Here is a 17335-nt window from a genome sequence, read left to right as displayed (position 1 = left end):
GGTCGCCGACATCGAACAGGCCGCAGCACTGATCCAGGATCAGCCGGCCGAATTCATCGTGGCCGACAAGGGCTACGATTCGGATGCCTTCGTCGAAACAATTACGACGCAGGGCGGTCAGGCGGTAATCCCGCCGCGTTCCAACCGACTCAACCCCCGCTCGTTCGACCGGCATATCTACAAGAGCCGCAATCTGATCGAGCGTTTCTTCGCTCGCATCAAGCAATTCAGACGCATCGCCACGCGTTACGACAAGCTCGCCCACTCCTTCCTGTCGTTCGTCCATCTGGCTTGTTCCATCGTCTGGTTGGCTTGATTGAGAACAGACCCTAGAACAGGCGTACCGGCAGGGAGGCGCTGAGAACGAAGTCCGGGCTGCTGTTGGTCAGGCCGATGCCGGCCGAGATGTCGAGCAGGGTCTTGGGAGAGAGCACCGAGGAGATGCCAAGTTCGACCAGGCCGCTGACGTAATCGGAGCCCGGGATCGTGCCGCCGTTGCGCTTGGTCTCGCCGATGCGCGCCAGATTCAGCGCGAAGCGCAGGGAGGTGTCCGGGTTGGCGGCGAGAATGGTGCCGGCTTTCAGGCCGACGGCGTCGCCCGGATCGATCTCGGCGCCGGCCTTGGTGTCGGACAGATTGGCCGTGTAGGACAGGGTGCCGAAGAAGACCAGCGGGTCCTGGGGTTTGACCGCCGTCAAGGCGCCTTGGACGGCATGGAAGCCGCTGCCCAGGGAGACGAAGGAGAGCGACTGCGGGCTGGGACCGAGCGCGCTTTCGCCGGTGGTGGTCTTCCACAGCACCGAAGCCAGCAGGTTGGGACGCCAGCCCTTCTGGCGGATCAGCTGCTTGGTCAGGCCGATGCTGATGTCCCCCAGACCGGATTCGCTCTCCTTTTGCTGGACCGGGCCGAAGGACACCGTCCGGTTGTCGTCGATCACGTAGGGGATCTGCAGATCGAGCTGCGTATCCCAGGGCAGGCCCAGGCGCGTGGTCAGGCCGCTGCTCAGGGTTTCGCGCTTGAGGACGTTCTGGGCTTCGATCAGCGTGCCGTCGGGAGCGAGGAACAGGGTGCCGGTGCTGCGATAGGCGTAGCTCAGGCCCGGCTCCAGCTCCAGGCTCCAGGGAGCGAGCAGCAGCCCGCCCTCGCGGATCAGCGCCCATTCCAGGGCCCGGTCGCCGCTTTCGCCGCCGGCTTCCGCTTCCACGTCGGCATCCGCCTCCGCAGGCGCGGGCGCAGGCGCGGCGGCCATCGCCGGGGCGGCGGAGGCGGCCGTGGGGCTCGCCGCGGCGGTCGCATTGGCGGCGTTCAGCTTCTGCTCCAAGGCTTCCACGCGCTTGAGCAGGTCGCGGATGGTGGCGTCGCGGGAGGCGATCTCCTGCTGCAGTTGCCCGTCCGCGGGCGCCGGCGGTGCGCTTTGCGCCAGCACGGGTGTGGGACAGGCGCTGAAGACGGTGAACAGGGCGGCGAGGCGAATGGCGTGCCGGGGTGAGCGCTGCATGGTGCCTCCTTCTCGTTTTTCGTGGTCGATGTCGGCAGGGAGCCGCCGGAAAGCGGCCTTCCAAGCCCGCCGCGGGCCGGCCGGCTCAGCGCAAGGCCGCGCGCAGGGCCGCACCGGGCAGGTCGGTGAAGTCCGCCGGCTGGGCGTGCAGCTGGGTGGGGACGGCCAGGCCGTCGCGGCGCACCACGACGAAGCCCAGATTCTGCAGCCAGGCGGCTTTAAATTGGTCCAGTGGCATGCGGCGGTTGCCGAAGGCCGGGTCCGCCAGCAGCACGTGCCCGTCTTCCAGGCCCCGGAAAATCACGAAGTGGTTGTAGCCGTGGACGCGGATGGGCACGATGGTGGGGCCGAACTTGACCAGATCCTCGATGCCGAGATCCCGGTAGCCGATGCCCCGATAGCCGCGGCTGTCCGCGAAGCGCTTCAGGTCGAGCAGGGAAAAGCCCAGTCGCGCCCGCACCCGGGCCGGATCGTTGCCCTTGAGCATGGCCTTGGCGACTTCCTTTTCGGTGACGGTATCGTGGTGCTGGTAGTTGAGCACGGTGGCCAGCGCCGCGGCGCCGCAACTGATGTCCCACTTCTGGGGAACCACGTTCTGGTAGCGGATCTCCAGCAGGGAGCGGACCGGCCGGTCGCCGAGCAGGTTGCCGGCCCAGGCCGGCGCGGCGGCCAGGCACAGGCACAGCGCCGTGAGCGGCCAGGGACGTCGATACTTGCAGATGGCGGGCGCGTGTCGACCGGGTGTCCTTCGCTTGCTCATGCGGGCCCTCCATTGGCCGGATTCACCCGGCTGTCTGGCTTGTTCACAATAAGCTGAAATGCTGCAACGCCCTCTCCCCGAAGGGAGAGGGCGCCTGGGTCATTGGGCGACTGGAACCAAGCCGCCTTGGGAGATCCAATTGTAGGAAATATTCTTCTGGATATTGCCGGCCCCGGCATACTGGCTGACCGGTCCGAAGTTGAGCGCGGCAATGTTGGTGGCGGTCGCCATGGCGTAATTGACGTCCACCAGATCGGCCACCACGATGTTGACCAGAGCCCCGGCGCTGACCTGATCCATCTGGGCTTCGGTCAGCTCGGTGGGTGCGGCGAAGGCCATCGAGCTGGTGCCGGCGAGGAGTACGGCGAGAGCGATCTTCTTCATTTTTCACCTCCGTTGGTTGATTGGGTACAGCCATCGTGAGTCGGGCGGAGCCTGCACGCTCCGCCCTTTTTTCGGGCCCGTGCTGGCGCCCGGCTCCTGCCAGTTGCCTCCACCCATGTTCCTCTGCATGTCGGCCAAGCGGACGGATGCGCAGGATGGAGTCCCGCCTCCCGGAAAGGGAGGCGGGAGAACCGCCGAGCGGCGGTATGGACGGCCTGGAATGCCGTTGGCATGTCACTCAAGCAGTGTCGCTGCTAGTGCTGGAAGACGAAGTTCTTCGAGTAGTTCACCTGGTAGTTCGCCGCTCCGGCGCTCTGCCCCACCAACAAGCCGAAGCCCGTGGTGTTGGTGGCGGTGGCCGAGCCGATGTTCGCGTCGATCAGATCGACCAACGCAATGTTGGTCAGGGAGCAGCCGCAGCCGCCGTTGCCCACGGTGCCCGCGGTGACCTGATCCATCTGGGCGGTGGTCATTTCGGCGGGGGCAGCCAGGGCCAGGGACGAGGCGCCGGCCAGAGCCAGGCTGAGAGCAGCGAGAGTGAGCTTCTTCATGTTGCACCTCCGTGCATGGTGGTCGATGGGTACAGCCGTTGGTGAAAGCGGCGGGTCTGCACACCCGCCGTCTGCTCGGCCGCCGAGCCGGCCAAGGAGGCCGCCTCGGACAGCGAGTTCGATGCCACTATTGCTGGACGTAATTGACCGAGTAGTTGATCTGCAGGTTGCCGGCCTGGGCGCTCTGCTCCGCGCCGCCGGCGAGCAGGAGGAAATTCTCCGCGCTCGCCAACGCGTGATTGAGATCGAGCAGGTCCACCAAAGCGAAGTTGGTAGCATCGCAGCACCAGCTCGCGGTGCCCGCCGTGATCTTGTCCATTTGCGCCTCGTTCATCTCAGTGGGGGAGGCCAGGGCCATAGAGCTCGCGCCGCTCAGCAGCAAGGCAGCGGCAACCATGCGAATTCCGTTCATGTTTCACCTCCACGCGTTGGCGGGTACAGCCAGGATGAATGGAGCAGGGCCTGCACGCCCTGCGTGCCGCGCCGGGTGTTTCATCACTCGACGGCCTCATCGTAAGAAAACAATGCCTGTCAAACACCACATAACGGTGGGGCATTTAGAAGTCGTTGTTTAGCAAGAAAAAAGAGAGCTGGCTCATAATTTAGGCAAAATGGCCCGGGATCTGGCCGGCATCGCCGGCTCCGGTCAGCGTGCCTTATGCGGGAAAAGGCGCTATATGATAAGAGTACGGTAAGCACAAGGACGAGAAGAATGCGCGCGCTCAGCAAGGAAAAAGCCCTGTTTCTGGCCATTGTGGCCATTGCCCTGCTCTATCCCCTGGAGCATGCGCTGCTCGGCTACGGCCTCACCGGCGTGGCGTTGTCCTTTGCCGCGATCCTCGCGGTGATCCTGGCCGCCGCCTTCAGCGTGGCCCACCACGCGGAGCTCCTGGCGCACAAGTACGGCGAGCCCTACGGCACCCTGATCCTCACCGGCTCGGCGGTGAGCGTCGAAGTGATCATGCTGGCCATCCTGATGCAGAGTTCGGACAACCCGACCCTGGTCCGCGACACCATCTACTCCGCCCTCATGCTGGACATCAATGGCATTCTCGGCGTGGCCGCCATTATCGGCGGCATCAAGCACGGCGAGCAGAAGTACAACGTGGACAGCTCCAACTCCTATATCGCCATGATCCTGGTGGCGGTGGGGGTGTCCATGTTCATCCCGGATTTCATCAACCAGGACGCCTGGCGGCTCTACTCGGTCTTCACCATCGTGGTGATGATCACCATGTACGTGGTCTTCACTCGCATCCAGACCGTCGATCACCGCTATTTCTTCGAGTACAAGTACGGCACGCAGCGGGCGGAGGGCCATCCGCCCCATGAAGTCAGCGGCGCCTATCACGGGCTGATGCTATTCCTGCTGATCGCCGCCATCGGCGTGCTGGCGGAACTCCTGTCCGTCTTTCTCAACGCCGGCATCCGCCAGACCGGCCTGCCGCTGACCCTGGCCGCCGTCCTGGTGGCCCTCATCTCCGCCAGTCCGGAGATCCTGACCGCCATCCGCGCCGCCGTCGAAAACCGCATGCAGACGGTCATCAACATCGCCCTGGGCGCCTCCCTGGCGACGGTGCTGATGACGGTGCCGGTGATCGAGGCCATCTCGCTCATCACCCACACCGACATCATCATGGGCCTGACGCCGCTGCAGGCCGCCATGATCCTGACCACCATGCTGGTGGCCATGATCAACTTCAACGACGGCGAGACCAACTCGCTGGAGGGTTTGGTGCACTTCGTGCTGTTCCTGGCCTTCGCGGTGCTAATCTTCCTGGTGCCGGAAGGAGGACAGGCCCTGCCCGGCCTGGAACCGGTGGCGGGCGGCGCTGCCCAATAGGAAGCAAGGCCAAGCAGGAGGGGAACATGATCTTCCGCCAGCTCTATGAACCGGAATCCAGCACCTACACCTACCTCTTCGCGTGTCCGGACAGCGGCCAGGCCGTGCTGCTGGACCCGGTGATCGACACCCTGGAGCGCGATCTGCTGCTCCTCCAGGAGCTGGGCCTGACCCTGGCTTACACCCTGGAAACCCACGTGCACGCCGATCACCTGACCTCGGCGCGCAAGCTCAAGCACCTGGTCGGCGCCAAGATCGCCGGACCGGCCATGGACGCGCTGCCCTGCACCGATTTCGGCGTGGCCGAGGACCGGCCGCTGACGGTGGGCTCCATCACCTTCAAGCCGCTCTTCACCCCCGGCCACACGGACACCCATCACAGCTATCTGGTGGCCGACGGCGGCACCGGGCGCGTCTTCACCGGCGACGCGCTCTTGATCGACGGTTGCGGGCGCACCGATTTCCAGAGCGGCGATCCGGCCGTGCTCTACCGCTCCATCCACGACAAGCTCTTCGCCCTGCCCGACGACACCCTGGTCTACCCGGCCCACGACTACAACCACCGCCGCGTCTCCACCGTCGCCCAGGAGCGCGAGCGCAACCCGCGCCTGGGCGCGGGCAAGACCCTGGCGGAGTTCGTGGAGATCATGCACAACCTCAACCTGCCCTATCCGAAGAAGATGGATTTCGCGGTGCCAGGCAACAAAAAGTGCGGCGAGTGCCCGGACGAGGCACCGGAGGATTTGCGGAAGTTGTGTGATGTTTCGGTGCAGGGGTGAGGGGAGTTGCTGCCGCCATCGGCGGTAGGAGCGAGCTTGCTCGCGATCCGCCATCCCGACCGCCACCCAATCGCGGGCCAGCCCGCTCCGACAAGCTGAGCTGCCGGCCCGCCAGGATCTGGTACGACACCGCAGCCGCCCGGCATGCCCGCTCCCTTGGGGAGAGGGCAGGGTGAGGGACAACATGGCGAGTGCCCGGGCATTGCTCCCGGGTCGCGCTGTTGCCACCGGCCGCAGGAGCGAGCTGGCTCGCGATCCGCCATAGCCGATGCCCGTGCATCGCCGGCCAGCCCGCTCCTGCGGCCGGACGCGACAGGGGACGGCTGCGGGCTGCGTCGGCGCAGCCCAGGGCAAGCGCAGTCCCGGTCGCGCTGCTGCCCGGCTGCTGTGCCTGGCACGCCAATGGCCGTCCAGGCGCGCAACTCCCGGCCGCGCTACTGCGCCGCCACCCCGAGCTCCGCCAGATCCCTCACCACCACGTCCGCCCCGCCCTCGCGCAGCGCCGCTGCGTAGTCGCCGCGGTTGACGCCGATGACGCAGCCGAAGCCGCCGGCGCGGCCGGACTGGACGCCGGCGATGGCGTCCTCGACCACCACCGCGCGGGCGGGTTCCACGTGGAGGCGGCGCGCGGCTTCCAGGAAGGGGTCGGGGGCGGGCTTGCCCCGGAGGCCGAGTTCGGCGGCGTCGACGCCGTCGACCTTGGCATCGAAGAGATCGCCGATACCGGCCCGCGCCAGGATGGCCGCGCCGCTCTTGCTGGCGGTGACCATGGCGGTGCGAAAGCCGTGGGCGCGCAATTGGCGGATCAGGACGATGGTGCTGTCGTAGACCGCGACGCCCTCTTTTTCCAATACTTCCAGGAACATGCGGTTCTTGCGGTTGCCGAGCCCGCAGACCGTGTCCCGCGCCGGCGGATCGGCGGGATCGCCGTAGGGCAGATCGATGCCGCGCGCGGCCAGAAAGCTTTGCACGCCGTCGTAGCGCGGCTTGCCGTCCACGTAGCGCCGGTAGTCGGTGTCGATGTCGAAGGGGCGGAAGGGTTCGCCGCGGGCGGCGGCGCGGCGCTGCAGGAAGTCGTCGAACATGGCCTTCCAGGCGGCGGCGTGGACCCGGGCGGTCTGGGTGATGACGCCGTCCAGGTCGAAGATGACGGCGTCGAAGCGCCGGCGAGACAGGGTGAGTGCGGCTGCGTTCATGCCGGTCTCCTGGCGGATCAGGTTGCGCCGGCGGGGCGGCGCGACAGCAGTTGGGCGTTGATGGCGACGATGACGGTGCTGGCCGACATGAGCACCGCGCCCATCGCCGGGCTGAGCAGGATGCCCCAGGCGGCGGCCACGCCGGCGGCGAGCGGAATGGCAAAGGCGTTGTAGCCGGTGGCCCACCAGAGGTTCTGGACCATCTTGCCGTAGGTGCGGCGCGACAGCTCCAGGATGGCGGCCACGTCGCGCGGGTCGTTGCGCACCAGCACGATGTCGGCGGACTCCACCGCCACGTCCGTCCCGGCGCCGATGGCGATGCCCAGATCCGCCTCCACCAGGGCCGGCGCGTCGTTGACGCCGTCGCCCACCATCGCCACGGTCAGCCCGCGACCGCGCACTTCCTTGATCTTGACCGCCTTCTGCTCGGGCAGGACCTCGGCGAAGTAGTCGTCGAGCCCGAGCTCCTGCGCCACCGTTTTGGCCACCGCGCGCGCATCGCCGGTCAGCATCATGCACTGGATGCCCATGGCCTTGAGCCGCTGGACCGCCTCGCGCGACTCGGGCCGCACCACGTCCGCCAGGGCGATGGCGGCCGTCACCCGCTCGTCCACCAGGAGATAGACCACCGTCTTGCCCTGCTCGGCCAGCGCGTCGATGCGCGGGTCGTCGACGGCCAGGCGCTGCTCGCGCAGGTAGCCGGGGCTGACCACGCGCACGAGCCGCCCCGCCACCCGGGCCTCGGCGCCGCGCCCCGGCAGGTTGCGGAAATCCGTGATCTCCGGCAGCGCCAGGCCACGCTCTCGCGCCGCCTGCGTGATGCCGGCGGCGATGGGATGCTCCGAGTGGCTTTCCAGGGCGGCGGCCAGGCGCAAGCTGGCGTTGTCGTCCAACTCGTCCAGCGGCACCACGTCGCTGACGCCGAAGCGGCCTTCGGTGAGGGTGCCGGTCTTGTCGAAGACCACCGCCTGCAGGTTGCGGGCGCGCTCGAAGGCGGCGCGGTCGCGGATCAGCAGGCCGTGGCGGGCGGACAGGGTGGTGCTCACCGCCACCACGAGCGGCACCGCCAGGCCCAGGGCGTGGGGGCAGGCGATGACCATGACCGTGACCGCCCGTTCCATGGCGAAGGCGAAGTCGCCGCGCAGCAGCAGCCAGGCGGTCACGGTCAGGGCGCCGCCGACGAGGGCGATCAGGGTCAGCCAGACGGCGGCGCGGTTGGCCAGGTCCTGGGTGCGGGAGCGCGATTCCTGCGCCTTGCGCACCATGTCGATGACCTGGGCCAGGTAGGTCTTCTCGCCGGTCTTGCGGATTTCGATGGTGATGGCGCCCTCGCCGTTGACCGCGCCGCCGATCACCTCCGCGCCTTCGCCCTTGTCCACCGGCTTGGACTCGCCGGTGAGCATGGATTCGTTCAGGCTGCTGCGGCCGGCAATGATGATGCCGTCCGTGGGGACCTTCTCGCCCGGCTTGACGAGCACCCGGTCACCCATGCTCAGCGCGGTAACCGGCACGTCCTCGGTGCCGCCTTCGGGCGTGAGCCGGTGGGCCTCGGCGGGCAGCAGCCGGACCAGGGCCTCCAGCGCCCCGGAGGCGCCCATCACCGAGCGCATCTCGATCCAGTGGCCGACCAGCATGACGTCGATGAGCGTGGCCAGCTCCCAGAAAAAGCCCATGCCGGGCAGGCCGAAGGCCACCGCTGTCGAGTAGAAGTAGGCGGCGCTGATGGCGACGGCAATGAGCGTCATCATGCCGGTCTGGCGCTTGCGCAGCTCGTCGATGAAGCCAGTCAGAAAGGGCCAGCCGCCGTAGAAGTAAACGATGCTCGACAGCAGGAAGAGCACGTAATGATGGCCGGGGAAGACCAGCGGCTGGCGCAGGCCGAAGAGCTCCCAGAAGCCCGGCGAGAGGAGCAGGATGGGGAAGGTCAGGACGAAGGACACCCAGAAGCGTCGGCGGAAGTCCGCGACCATGTGGGCGTGGTCGTGGCCATGTGCTTCGTGGGTGCCGGCCGCGGGAGCGGCGGTTGCGTGGACATGGCTAGATTGTTCGTGCGCGTGTGCATGTGCCATGGAAAGCTCCTTGTGGAAGATGCGTCGGCGCTGCGTCAGATGCTGCCCCATGGGTGGCGGAACGACGCGGCGATTTGCCCCCCTGTGTCGGTTTAGAGCCCGCTTCAATAGACCCGTTCCACGTCCGGCGACACAAGATCGGCGGCGGGGCAGGCGGCTCGCCGTTGGGATTGGCAGCGGTTGCGCAAGCGCTGTTTCTCGCCAGCGGATCGCGGCTCAGCGGTAGAGATCCCGTCGCGTCAGGGGTACCGGGCACTGCCCGGAGGCGCGCTTGGCGGCCACGATCTGATAAACGCCGGTGCCGCCCTCTTCGAAGGTCAAGGCGCAGGCGGTCATGTACAGGCGCCAGACCCGGTAGGTCGCCTCGCCGACATGGCGCAGGGCTTCCTCCCGCCGGCTTTCCAGCTGTTGCACCCAGTGCCGCAGGGTCATGGCGTAGTGGGGCCGCAGCCCTTCGACGTCCAGGATTTCGAAGCCGGACTGCTCCATCACGCGCTGGATATTGCTCATCCGGTCCAGTTCCCCGTTGGGAAAGACGTAGCGATTGATGAAGGTAGTCGACACGGACTTTTGCCAGCCCTCGCTGCTGTGGGTGATGCCGTGATTCAGAAACAGGCCGTTGGGCTTGAGCAGACGCTGGACGGTGTTGAAGTACAGCGGCAGGTTCTTGAGGCCGACGTGTTCGAACATGCCCACGCTGACGATCTTGTCGAAGACGGCCTCGCCCGCGAGATCCCGATAGTCCTTCAACTCCACACTGACCCGGTCGGTCAGCCCCTCCTCCCGAATCTTGTGCAGGCAGTGTTCGTACTGGTTGCGGCTCAGTGTGATGCCATGCGCTCGCACGCCGTGGTGCCTGGCCGCCCAGTAAATCAGTGCGCCCCAGCCGCAGCCGATATCCAGCAGGCGTTCGCCCCGGCGCAAGCGCAGCTTGCGGCAAATGTATTCCAGCTTGTTGCTCTGGGCTTGGTCCAGGCTTTCTGCTTCGTGCTCGAAGTAGGCGCAGGAATAGACCATCTGCGTATCCAGCCACAATGCATAGAAGGCATTGGAGACATCGTAGTGGTAAGCAATGGCTTGACGATCGCGATCTTTGCCGTGCCATGCCGCCCATCGCGCCCCGGGCGCGCGTTGCCGGTCCGGCGGAGTGTTGCCGGCCCTGGCCGCGCCGCTCGCCAGCAGCGCAGCGAGCAGCAAGGCCGCCTTGTCGGCAGGAGAGAGGGTCAGGGATTGCAGGTAGTCCTTGATCTGCAACGCGGCGTAGAGGTCGCCTTCCACATCCACTTGGTTGCGGAAGTAGGCCTCCGCCAGTTGCAGCGGGCTGCGGTGCAGCATCAAGTCGCGGTACGCGCGTCGATCATGAAAAACCAAGGTGAACGCGGGCGGTCCCTCGCCCATGTGGAACGTGCGGCCGTCCCATAGGCGCAGCGCCAAGCTGCCGGGATATGCCTGAAACACGTGGGCCAGGATGCGCTCAAACCGGCGTGCGCCGGTATCGGTGAAATAGGAGATACCCATCAGATCCTCCTAGTGACGTGATGCTCGCCTGGCATGGACCAGCCGCATCCGGCAGGCATGTACCTGCCGGATGCGGACTGCTTACGGCATGGCCGGCGACGTGCCGCGCATCTGCTGCATTTGCTGGCGCATTTGCTGCATCTGCTGCTGCATGGCCGGATCTGCCATCATGCCCTGACCCATCATTCCGGACATGTTGTTCATCATCTGCGACATGGTGCGCATGCGCTCGGCCATCTGGCGCTGCATGGCGGGGGTCACGTTGCCCTGGCCCATCTGCCCCGCCATCTGCTGCATCATGGCGGACATGTCCTGCATCATGCCGGACATCTGTTGGGCGCCCGGGCCCATGCCCTGCTGGCCGCCCATGCCGCCTGCCTGGCTGCCGGCCATGCCCGGTCCCATGCCGCCTGCCTGGGTGCCGGCGCCCATGCCTCCCGCCCCCATGCCCCCCATCGTGCCCTGGGGGCCGGTTTGCGCGCAGGCGGGCAGGGCGACCAGGCTGCTGGCCAGCAGTGCCATCCGGATCAACGTCAGTTTGCTTTCCTGCATTTTCCGCTCCTTTGGGGAAGCTTCCCCGCTTGGGTTGAACACCATGACATCTCAAGATGTGGACCACAGCTCAGAGTTTGCCCGACCGCAGGATGGCCACCGCCCACCACAGGCCCAGCGCGCTGGCGAGCAGGTAGCCGACCAGGCCCAGCAGCGGGATGCCGCGGTAGTGCGGCCCGCTGTGGAAGGCCATGACCAGCGAGGAACCGATCAGGAGCGCGGCGATGATCAGGCTCAGGCTCAGCCGGTTGCCGGCCCGGTCGATATGCTGCTGGACCTCGTCGAGTTGTTCGTGGCGTAGCCGCAGCGCCAGATCTCCCTGTTCCCACTGGCGCAAACCGCGCAGGAATGCGTCCGGTCCGCCCGACAGCGTGCCGCGCAAGGTGCTGAGAAAGCGATAGCCGCCCAGGAGATCGTTCGCCTGGGGCATGCCCGGCAGCCACTGCCGCCCCAGTAGTTGCGGCACATAGGCCTGGAAGGCGGCGAGCATGTTAAAACGGGGATCCAGGCTGCGGGCGACGGATTCCACCGTGACGAAGGCCTTGAAGGCGAGCAGGTACTGCGGCAGCACGCGGATACGGTGGCGCCGTCCCAGGCGGATGAACTGATTCAGGATTTCCGCGAAGGAGGCTTCCCGGGCCGCGACCGCGTAGTACTGTTCCAGCAATTCGCCCAGGTCGCGGGTGAAGGCGGCCCGGTCCACGCCGGGCGCACCGCCGCCCATGGCCAGATAGGTGTCGGCCATCCAGGCCGGGTCGCGGGCCACGAGGGACAGCAGCAACTGGCCGAGCTGCACCTGATCGCCCGCCGACAGCCGGCCGACGATGCCGAAATCATGGAAGCACAGGCGGCCATCGGCCAGGACGAAGAGGTTGCCCGGATGGGGATCGCCGTGGAAGAAGCCCTGCTCGAAGATCTGCACGAGGTACAGGCGGACCAGCGTGTCCGCCAGGCGCTGCCGCGACTCGGGCGCGGGCGGGCAGTCCGGGCCGATCTTGCAGCCCGGACTGCGTTCCATGGTCAGAACGCGCTGGCTGGACAGATGCCAGAAGACTTGGGGGATGTAAATCGCCGGCTCTTGGGCGAAAAGCTCGCGGAAGCGCTCCGCGTTGTGCCCTTCGCGCCGGAAATCCAGCTCCCGCGTGATGGTGTCGGCGAAGTCCTCCACCAGGGTCACCGGCTCGTAGCGCCGGATTTCGGGCAGGTGGCGCTGGGCCAGGCGGGCGATGAAGAACAGGATCTCCAGATCGGTCCGGATCACCTGCTCGATGTCGGGCCGCTGCACCTTGACCACGACTGCCGTGCCGTCGTCCAGCACGGCGCCATGGACCTGGGCCATGGACGCTGCCGCCAGGGGCGCATCATCGAAGCGGGCAAAGAGCTGGCTTGCAGGTTGCCCCAGGGTCTCCTGGATGAGTTGGTGCGTCGTCGCGGCGGGGAAGGGCGGCACGGCGTCCTGCAGCTTTTGCAGTTCCTGGATCACCTCGTCCGGGAAGAGGTCCTGCCGCACGCTGAGCATCTGGCCGAACTTGACGAAGGCCGGGCCGAGCGCTTCCAGGGTCCGGCGCAGGCGCTCAGCTTCGCTCGTGGCCGCTGTTGCCGCTGCCTTCTCACCGGGTAGGTGCGCCTGCAGGTGCATGCGCTCCAGATAGTGCCGCCAGCCCATCTCCGCGGCCACGCGCAGGATGTGCGCCAAGCGCCCCAGGTCGCGCAGGGGAAGATGCCGCCTGGCCAGCCGCTCGCTATCCACCTATTCCACCTCGCCGATCTCGCGCGTGAAAAGGACCGCTTGCGGCTGCGTCCGCCCCGGCTGCAGCACCGTGACGCGGATGCGGTAGCGCCCCGGCATGTCGAAGCGGAAATACCCGCTGTAGTCGCTGAGCCCGGTGGTGGCCATGGGCGACAGGCGCTTGCGCTGCTTATTGCGCAGCGGGTCTTCGACCTCCGCCGTGACATGCGCGTTGCGGATCGGGGTGCCGCTGCGGGCGTCCGCCAGACTGACCACCAGGTGCTGCCGCCCGCGTTGCACGAGAGGCCGGCCGTGGGCCGCCGTGCCCGGTTCCGTCTGGCGCGCCGCGCGGGCCGGGCTCAGGCCGATGCGGACGGTGAGGCCGTCCACCGTTTTTTCGTGCTCGTGGGGCGCACCGGACTGCGGGCCGGGCTGCCCCTTGGCTGCCCAGAGGGCGGCGGGCGCGCTCAGGCAGAGGAGCGACAGGCAAGTCGCAACGATGCGGCCATGGTGTTTTGAATGGATGCTCATGACTTTTCTCCTGTCTTTACTCTGGGCATGCCGACTGGTTCACGGCCGCTGTCAGCGTCCGAATGCTTGGCGCATGTAATCGAGCACCTGCCGTATGTCCGTCTCGGTCAAATTCGGGTTGCCGCCCTTGGGCGGCATGGCCAGAGGCGCCCCGGGACGCTGGACGCCCGCAGTAATGCTTCGGATCAGTTCGGCGTCAGATTTGGCTAGCGGTCCGTTCGCACGGGTGAGGTCCGGTACACCCGGCAATGCTCCCTTGCCGTCCGCACCGTGGCAGGCCAGACAGGTTTGCGTGTAAACCGCTTTGCCGGGATGGACACCCGTGGTTGGTGCTGTCGGAATCGGTGCGACCGGCGCGGAGGGCTGCTGTGCCGGGCTGTTGCTGGCTTGCAGGAATGCCAGGATATCGCGCGTCTCCTGGCCGGTCAGGCCGGCCCGCACGCGCATGTGGGCCATGATCGCCCGCCACTGGTCATCCCGGAATTCCGCAGGTTCGCGCATGTTGTGGCAGCGATCGCAACTGTTGGCCCAGGCTACGGCCCCGCGAGCGACGCTGGCCGTGTCGGCCTGCGGTTGGGCCGCCGTGCCGCGGGGCGGCAGCCCCGCCAGCAGGGCCGTTGCGCTAAGCGCCGTCAGGAGACCCCGTACCCACTGGTGTATACGCATGCGCCGTGCCTCCTCAAAAACCGTAGGCCAGTTGACCGAGCCAACGGTTGGCGTCCAGGGGGGTGCCCGGTAACCCGTCATTGAATTCGTAGGCCAGCTTGGCAATTACGTTGGGAGCGAACAGGTAATTGAGTCCCAGAGCCCACTGTCTTTGCGCCTGACTGGCGCGTGGTGAAGTGAAATCGCCATAGCGCAGCACGCCTTCCCAGCGTGGCGAGAAAAAGCGGTAGGCGCCTTGCACGTACCAAGCCCGCCAGGTGCCGCCTGCCGGCGCGATGCTGGCGGGCTGATCGCCGATCCGCTGTTGAATGAATTCGCCGCGGAGATCCAGGTTGTGCCAACGGTACGCGAAATCCGCCCCCCACACGTCGTAGGCGCGCGAAGGCTCGCGCCCAGCCTCGGTCGCGACGGCCGCATCCCCGGTGGCGGCGGATAGGCCGATTTCCAGTTTCGTCAACGGCAACACGCCGATGCGGCCACCCCACACCTTGCTGCCGTCTGCGTCCCTGGCAAAGCCCTCCGTCTCGACCCCATGGAGTTCACCGTCCTCCGCCTCCAATTCGGGGCCGTTGCCCACGTAAACGGCGTAATTTGCTTTCATCTGACCCAAGGGCACTGCGCCCCGGGCCTGCAAGCCAATCTCCGCCTGGGGGGCGGCGCCGTCATGGCCGAAACCGGGCGGGACGGAGGGCAGCTTGTTGATCCAGGCCGGGTGCAGGTTCTGTCGGAACTGGCCCAAGGGGCTCAGGAACTTGCCGCCGGAAAGCGTCAGGTAATCGTTGAGGAATAGATCCAAGGTGGTGTACTCGAGATTGAGCTCCGTCTCGCCGTTTTCCTGGACAGCGATCTCGAGCTCCGCTTCCCAGAGCAGCAGGTCATTGTAGAGAAAGTGGAAAATGGGATTGAAGTTAGCCACGTTGAAAGCACCGGTCCCGTTATCGCGGTCGGTGTAGCCGACCGCGGCGTAACCGGCGAGATGCGACACTGATGTGGCGGTCTGCCATTCCGGTGGTGCCGGTGTGACTTGCGGGATTGGTTGCTGTGAAAGCTGTGCTGCTGGTGTGGCGACCGGCGCCTGCGCGGCTGTCGGGTTGGTTGTCTTGATCTGCGCGCGCAGCTCGGCCAGCTCTTGCCTCAACGCATTCACTTCGGCTTTCAGCGCTTGCAGCTCTGTCTCGTCAGCCGCAGCTGGTTTGCCGAGAGCCAGCCCCAAGGCCAGAAGCGCTGCCGTTCGTGTGGTCATTGCCTCCATTGTCACGCCTCCATTTGCGCGCTGTCCAAGTTGCCGTGCCTCAATGGCGTTGAGCGCTCATGCATTCACACCCCGCCCCCGTTGCGGTAGTGGATTTCCGCTCTGTGGCTCACTGCGTGAGATCTCTTTTCTTTCGCTCGAACTCCTGCTGGTCGATTTCGCCGCGCGCGTAGCGCTGCTTGAGCACCTCCAGTGCCGACGCATCCGCAGGCGAACCGCGTCGCCTGATATTGCCAGCGATTAGCCAGACCACCACACCAACGATCGCCGCCCAGAAGATCAGCATGAGCAGCCAGCCACCGGCTCCCATGCCCCATGTGTTCCAGTGACCATCCCAGTAGCGCATCATCAAGTGACTCCTTATGGTGCCAAGCAGTTAATGAATGGCGGCTCAGTGGTTCGCGGGCGCGCCAGCGAGTTGCTGCTGCCGGGTCCAGATATCGTCGGACCATAGGCTCTGGATGTAGCGCAGCACGGCCAGGCGCTCGGCCTCGCTGAGCTCATCGCCCAAGGGTTGCATGCCGCTTTGTCGCCCATGGTCGATGCCGCTCATCATGCGTAGCAAGGCTTGGTCCGTGTGCTGCCAGGCATGAGCCGCGCCATTCAGCGGCGGTGGGGGCTCTTTCCCGTCTGGCCGGCGCTGCTGCCAGTTGGATGCCCCCTCGGCGGCAAATCCATGGCAACTCGCGCAACGGGCCAAAAACAATTCCCGCCCGCGCACAACGGTAACCGGATCGAAGCCGCGCTGTTCGATGCGCTGACGATAGGTGCGGGCATCCACGTCAACCCCGGCTTTGACCGGATCCGAGAGAATCGCGTCCACCTGGGCGGCCGAGAGCGTGTCGCTCCCGCTTGTCGGCGGCCTACGCTCGCAGGCGGCCATCATCATGAAGATGAGCAGGGTAAGGCAGGCCAAGCCGGTGCTCGTCAAATAGCGTTGGCGATGATTCAGCGCAGAAAAGCGGCGCTGATTCGGGGCGTGCTCCGATGCCGGATGCGGAGTTCCAAATGCCAGTAACTTGGCGGCGAAAAAGGCGATGATGGACATATCTCCTCCATGGGCAATTCTCCAGGCACGCTGAAAGCGTGCAGGATCAGCACCAGGAGGAGATCAAATCAGGAGGCGAATGCTGGAGAGTAAGGGCGCGGCTGTACGGGGTGGGGGTGGTGCTCCGGCGTGGATGGAGCGGCCGCCTGTCTGCCCAGCAACGGCGGGCAGCAGCATAGCCATGGCAGGCGCCGGGGGCGGGAGTGTGTTCTTGTCCAGGTGCAGGGCGTGGCCGTCGGCGGCCAGATCAGGCAGGTTGCAGCGCGCCGGTGTGGTGTCGCCATCGTGGCAGCAGTCTGGCGCCGGGGCGTGGTCGTGGCAGGCGGGCGCGGCGGTCGTGCCCGGTGGGGCAGCGGCCAGGGACTTGGCCAGTACCGCGCAGGGCTGGAAGGCGGCCACCATGATGACCGTCAGCCACAATCCCAACAGGCTGGCGGACAGTTTACGCAATCGGTGGGACGCGAAGATGGCACGCATGGGATCAAATTAGACCCGGGTATCCGCTGTGTCAACCGGCAGGACACCGCCCAAAGTCTGAGATCGAGCCTGGGGATGGCCAGCGCTGACTCGTCCTGACAGAAGCCAGCCCCGGCGATTGCCGGGGCTGGCTGGTCTGGGGTGCTGGCTCTAGGGCTCGACGGCCGCGCCTGGTTTCCGCTCAGGACTGGCGCTGGATGCTCAGGTTGTTGAGCAGCTGGCGTTGGGGGATGTAGTCGATCCGGTACCAGTCGCGCAGCCAGGTGCGCAGTTCCTGGATTTCGGCGGCTTGGTCGTTGATGATGTTCAGGCCCATGTCCACCAGCGGCGCATGCGCGAAGCTGGGCAGGGCCAGCACGGTCATTTCGATGGCCATCCAGTGATGGTCGCTCATCTCGCGCATGAACGTTTTCTCGAAATCCGCGCCGTTCAGGGCATCCAGCTCGCGCAGCATCTGCTGGTCGGCGGGGGACATGCGCGG

Annotated in this window: 20 protein-coding genes; 3 read left to right on the top strand and 17 right to left on the bottom strand. The window is 66.3% G+C overall.

The window, feature by feature from the left end; translation table 11 throughout:
• On the top strand, positions 1-316 hold a 316-nt coding region (locus G579_RS0112885), incomplete at its 5' end, for an IS5 family transposase (RefSeq protein ID WP_028989864.1).
• Between the two features lie 13 nt (positions 317-329).
• Here the strand turns inward: G579_RS0112885 and G579_RS0112880 are convergent.
• From G579_RS0112880 to G579_RS0112860, 5 genes are all read right to left on the bottom strand, one after another.
• Positions 330-1499, bottom strand: coding sequence for a transporter (locus G579_RS0112880; RefSeq protein WP_028990499.1), 1170 nt, complete (start codon positions 1497-1499; stop codon positions 330-332).
• 85 nt (positions 1500-1584) lie between these two features.
• On the bottom strand, positions 1585-2259 hold the full coding sequence (locus tag G579_RS17595) for a C39 family peptidase (RefSeq protein ID WP_051181628.1): 675 nt from the start codon (positions 2257-2259) through the stop codon (positions 1585-1587).
• 99 nt (positions 2260-2358) lie between these two features.
• Positions 2359-2643 carry a hypothetical protein gene (locus G579_RS0112870; protein WP_028990498.1) on the bottom strand — a complete coding sequence of 95 codons (285 nt, stop codon included), beginning with the start codon at positions 2641-2643 and terminating at the stop codon, positions 2359-2361.
• Between the two features lie 254 nt (positions 2644-2897).
• A complete protein-coding gene (locus G579_RS0112865; RefSeq protein WP_028990497.1) occupies positions 2898-3194 on the bottom strand; it encodes a hypothetical protein in 297 nt (98 codons plus the stop codon).
• Between the two features lie 127 nt (positions 3195-3321).
• Positions 3322-3606, bottom strand: a complete 285-nt coding sequence (locus tag G579_RS0112860; RefSeq protein ID WP_155989867.1) for a hypothetical protein — start codon at positions 3604-3606, stop codon at positions 3322-3324.
• 300 nt (positions 3607-3906) lie between these two features.
• Between G579_RS0112860 and G579_RS17590 the strand changes: the two genes are divergently transcribed.
• Positions 3907-5037: a calcium:proton antiporter gene (locus tag G579_RS17590; protein ID WP_081662792.1), complete on the top strand. Its 1131-nt coding sequence runs from the start codon at positions 3907-3909 to the stop codon at positions 5035-5037.
• A 26-nt stretch (positions 5038-5063) separates the two neighbouring features.
• Positions 5064-5816 carry an MBL fold metallo-hydrolase gene (locus G579_RS0112850; RefSeq protein WP_028990495.1) on the top strand — a complete coding sequence of 251 codons (753 nt, stop codon included), beginning with the start codon at positions 5064-5066 and terminating at the stop codon, positions 5814-5816.
• A gap of 434 nt (positions 5817-6250) precedes the next feature.
• Here the strand turns inward: G579_RS0112850 and G579_RS0112845 are convergent, their stop codons facing one another.
• The 12 genes from G579_RS0112845 to G579_RS0112790 all read right to left on the bottom strand — a co-directional run.
• The gene (locus G579_RS0112845; RefSeq protein WP_028990494.1) at positions 6251-7012 is read right to left on the bottom strand and encodes an HAD family hydrolase; all 762 of its coding nucleotides are present in this window, start codon (positions 7010-7012) and stop codon (positions 6251-6253) included.
• A gap of 17 nt (positions 7013-7029) precedes the next feature.
• On the bottom strand, positions 7030-9081 hold the full coding sequence (locus G579_RS0112840; RefSeq protein ID WP_028990493.1) for a heavy metal translocating P-type ATPase: 2052 nt from the start codon (positions 9079-9081) through the stop codon (positions 7030-7032).
• A gap of 216 nt (positions 9082-9297) precedes the next feature.
• Entirely contained in the window at positions 9298-10599 is a 1302-nt protein-coding gene (locus tag G579_RS0112835; RefSeq protein WP_051181625.1) for an SAM-dependent methyltransferase, read from the bottom strand.
• Positions 10600-10680: 81 nt separating this feature from the next.
• A complete protein-coding gene (locus G579_RS0112830) occupies positions 10681-11151 on the bottom strand; it encodes a hypothetical protein (protein ID WP_028990491.1) in 471 nt (156 codons plus the stop codon).
• A 70-nt stretch (positions 11152-11221) separates the two neighbouring features.
• Positions 11222-12901, bottom strand: a complete 1680-nt coding sequence (locus G579_RS0112825) for an ABC1 kinase family protein (RefSeq protein WP_038019985.1) — start codon at positions 12899-12901, stop codon at positions 11222-11224.
• Entirely contained in the window at positions 12902-13411 is a 510-nt protein-coding gene (locus G579_RS0112820; RefSeq protein ID WP_028990489.1) for a carboxypeptidase regulatory-like domain-containing protein, read from the bottom strand.
• A 51-nt stretch (positions 13412-13462) separates the two neighbouring features.
• A complete protein-coding gene (locus G579_RS19240) occupies positions 13463-14077 on the bottom strand; it encodes a c-type cytochrome (protein ID WP_028990488.1) in 615 nt (204 codons plus the stop codon).
• Between the two features lie 13 nt (positions 14078-14090).
• Positions 14091-15329 (bottom strand): hypothetical protein, encoded by a 1239-nt coding sequence (locus tag G579_RS17575; RefSeq protein ID WP_155989865.1) that lies wholly within the window; start codon positions 15327-15329, stop codon positions 14091-14093.
• Between the two features lie 109 nt (positions 15330-15438).
• On the bottom strand, positions 15439-15678 hold the full coding sequence (locus G579_RS0112805; RefSeq protein WP_028990487.1) for an SHOCT domain-containing protein: 240 nt from the start codon (positions 15676-15678) through the stop codon (positions 15439-15441).
• A 42-nt stretch (positions 15679-15720) separates the two neighbouring features.
• The gene (locus G579_RS18375; RefSeq protein WP_051181620.1) at positions 15721-16377 is read right to left on the bottom strand and encodes a c-type cytochrome; all 657 of its coding nucleotides are present in this window, start codon (positions 16375-16377) and stop codon (positions 15721-15723) included.
• A 63-nt stretch (positions 16378-16440) separates the two neighbouring features.
• Positions 16441-16854 (bottom strand): hypothetical protein, encoded by a 414-nt coding sequence (locus G579_RS19095; RefSeq protein WP_028990486.1) that lies wholly within the window; start codon positions 16852-16854, stop codon positions 16441-16443.
• A gap of 181 nt (positions 16855-17035) precedes the next feature.
• Positions 17036-17335 (bottom strand): DUF305 domain-containing protein (locus G579_RS0112790; protein WP_028990485.1); only part of this gene is annotated, 300 nt, incomplete at its 5' end.

The organism is Thermithiobacillus tepidarius DSM 3134 (assembly GCF_000423825.1).
Classification (GTDB): Bacteria; Pseudomonadota; Gammaproteobacteria; order Acidithiobacillales; family Thermithiobacillaceae; genus Thermithiobacillus; species Thermithiobacillus tepidarius.
The sequence above is the reverse complement of the archived record's forward strand: the minus strand, read 5'-3'. Positions and strand labels throughout refer to the sequence as shown.

What these genes read in the sequence shown, in the direction of transcription:
- G579_RS0112880 (WP_028990499.1), bottom strand. Translation starts at nt 1,499, where the DNA reads ATGCAGCGCTCACCCCGGCACGCCATTCGCCTCGCCGCCCTGTTCACC.
- G579_RS17595 (WP_051181628.1), bottom strand. Translation starts at nt 2,259, where the DNA reads ATGAGCAAGCGAAGGACACCCGGTCGACACGCGCCCGCCATCTGCAAG.
- G579_RS0112870 (WP_028990498.1), bottom strand. Translation starts at nt 2,643, where the DNA reads ATGAAGAAGATCGCTCTCGCCGTACTCCTCGCCGGCACCAGCTCGATG.
- G579_RS0112865 (WP_028990497.1), bottom strand. Translation starts at nt 3,194, where the DNA reads ATGAAGAAGCTCACTCTCGCTGCTCTCAGCCTGGCTCTGGCCGGCGCC.
- G579_RS0112860 (WP_155989867.1), bottom strand. Translation starts at nt 3,606, where the DNA reads ATGAACGGAATTCGCATGGTTGCCGCTGCCTTGCTGCTGAGCGGCGCG.
- G579_RS17590 (WP_081662792.1), top strand. Translation starts at nt 3,907, where the DNA reads ATGCGCGCGCTCAGCAAGGAAAAAGCCCTGTTTCTGGCCATTGTGGCC.
- G579_RS0112850 (WP_028990495.1), top strand. Translation starts at nt 5,064, where the DNA reads ATGATCTTCCGCCAGCTCTATGAACCGGAATCCAGCACCTACACCTAC.
- G579_RS0112845 (WP_028990494.1), bottom strand. Translation starts at nt 7,012, where the DNA reads ATGAACGCAGCCGCACTCACCCTGTCTCGCCGGCGCTTCGACGCCGTC.
- G579_RS0112840 (WP_028990493.1), bottom strand. Translation starts at nt 9,081, where the DNA reads ATGGCACATGCACACGCGCACGAACAATCTAGCCATGTCCACGCAACC.
- G579_RS0112835 (WP_051181625.1), bottom strand. Translation starts at nt 10,599, where the DNA reads ATGGGTATCTCCTATTTCACCGATACCGGCGCACGCCGGTTTGAGCGC.
- G579_RS0112830 (WP_028990491.1), bottom strand. Translation starts at nt 11,151, where the DNA reads ATGCAGGAAAGCAAACTGACGTTGATCCGGATGGCACTGCTGGCCAGC.
- G579_RS0112820 (WP_028990489.1), bottom strand. Translation starts at nt 13,411, where the DNA reads ATGAGCATCCATTCAAAACACCATGGCCGCATCGTTGCGACTTGCCTG.
- G579_RS19240 (WP_028990488.1), bottom strand. Translation starts at nt 14,077, where the DNA reads ATGCGTATACACCAGTGGGTACGGGGTCTCCTGACGGCGCTTAGCGCA.
- G579_RS17575 (WP_155989865.1), bottom strand. Translation starts at nt 15,329, where the DNA reads ATGGAGGCAATGACCACACGAACGGCAGCGCTTCTGGCCTTGGGGCTG.
- G579_RS0112805 (WP_028990487.1), bottom strand. Translation starts at nt 15,678, where the DNA reads ATGATGCGCTACTGGGATGGTCACTGGAACACATGGGGCATGGGAGCC.
- G579_RS18375 (WP_051181620.1), bottom strand. Translation starts at nt 16,377, where the DNA reads ATGTCCATCATCGCCTTTTTCGCCGCCAAGTTACTGGCATTTGGAACT.
- G579_RS19095 (WP_028990486.1), bottom strand. Translation starts at nt 16,854, where the DNA reads ATGCGTGCCATCTTCGCGTCCCACCGATTGCGTAAACTGTCCGCCAGC.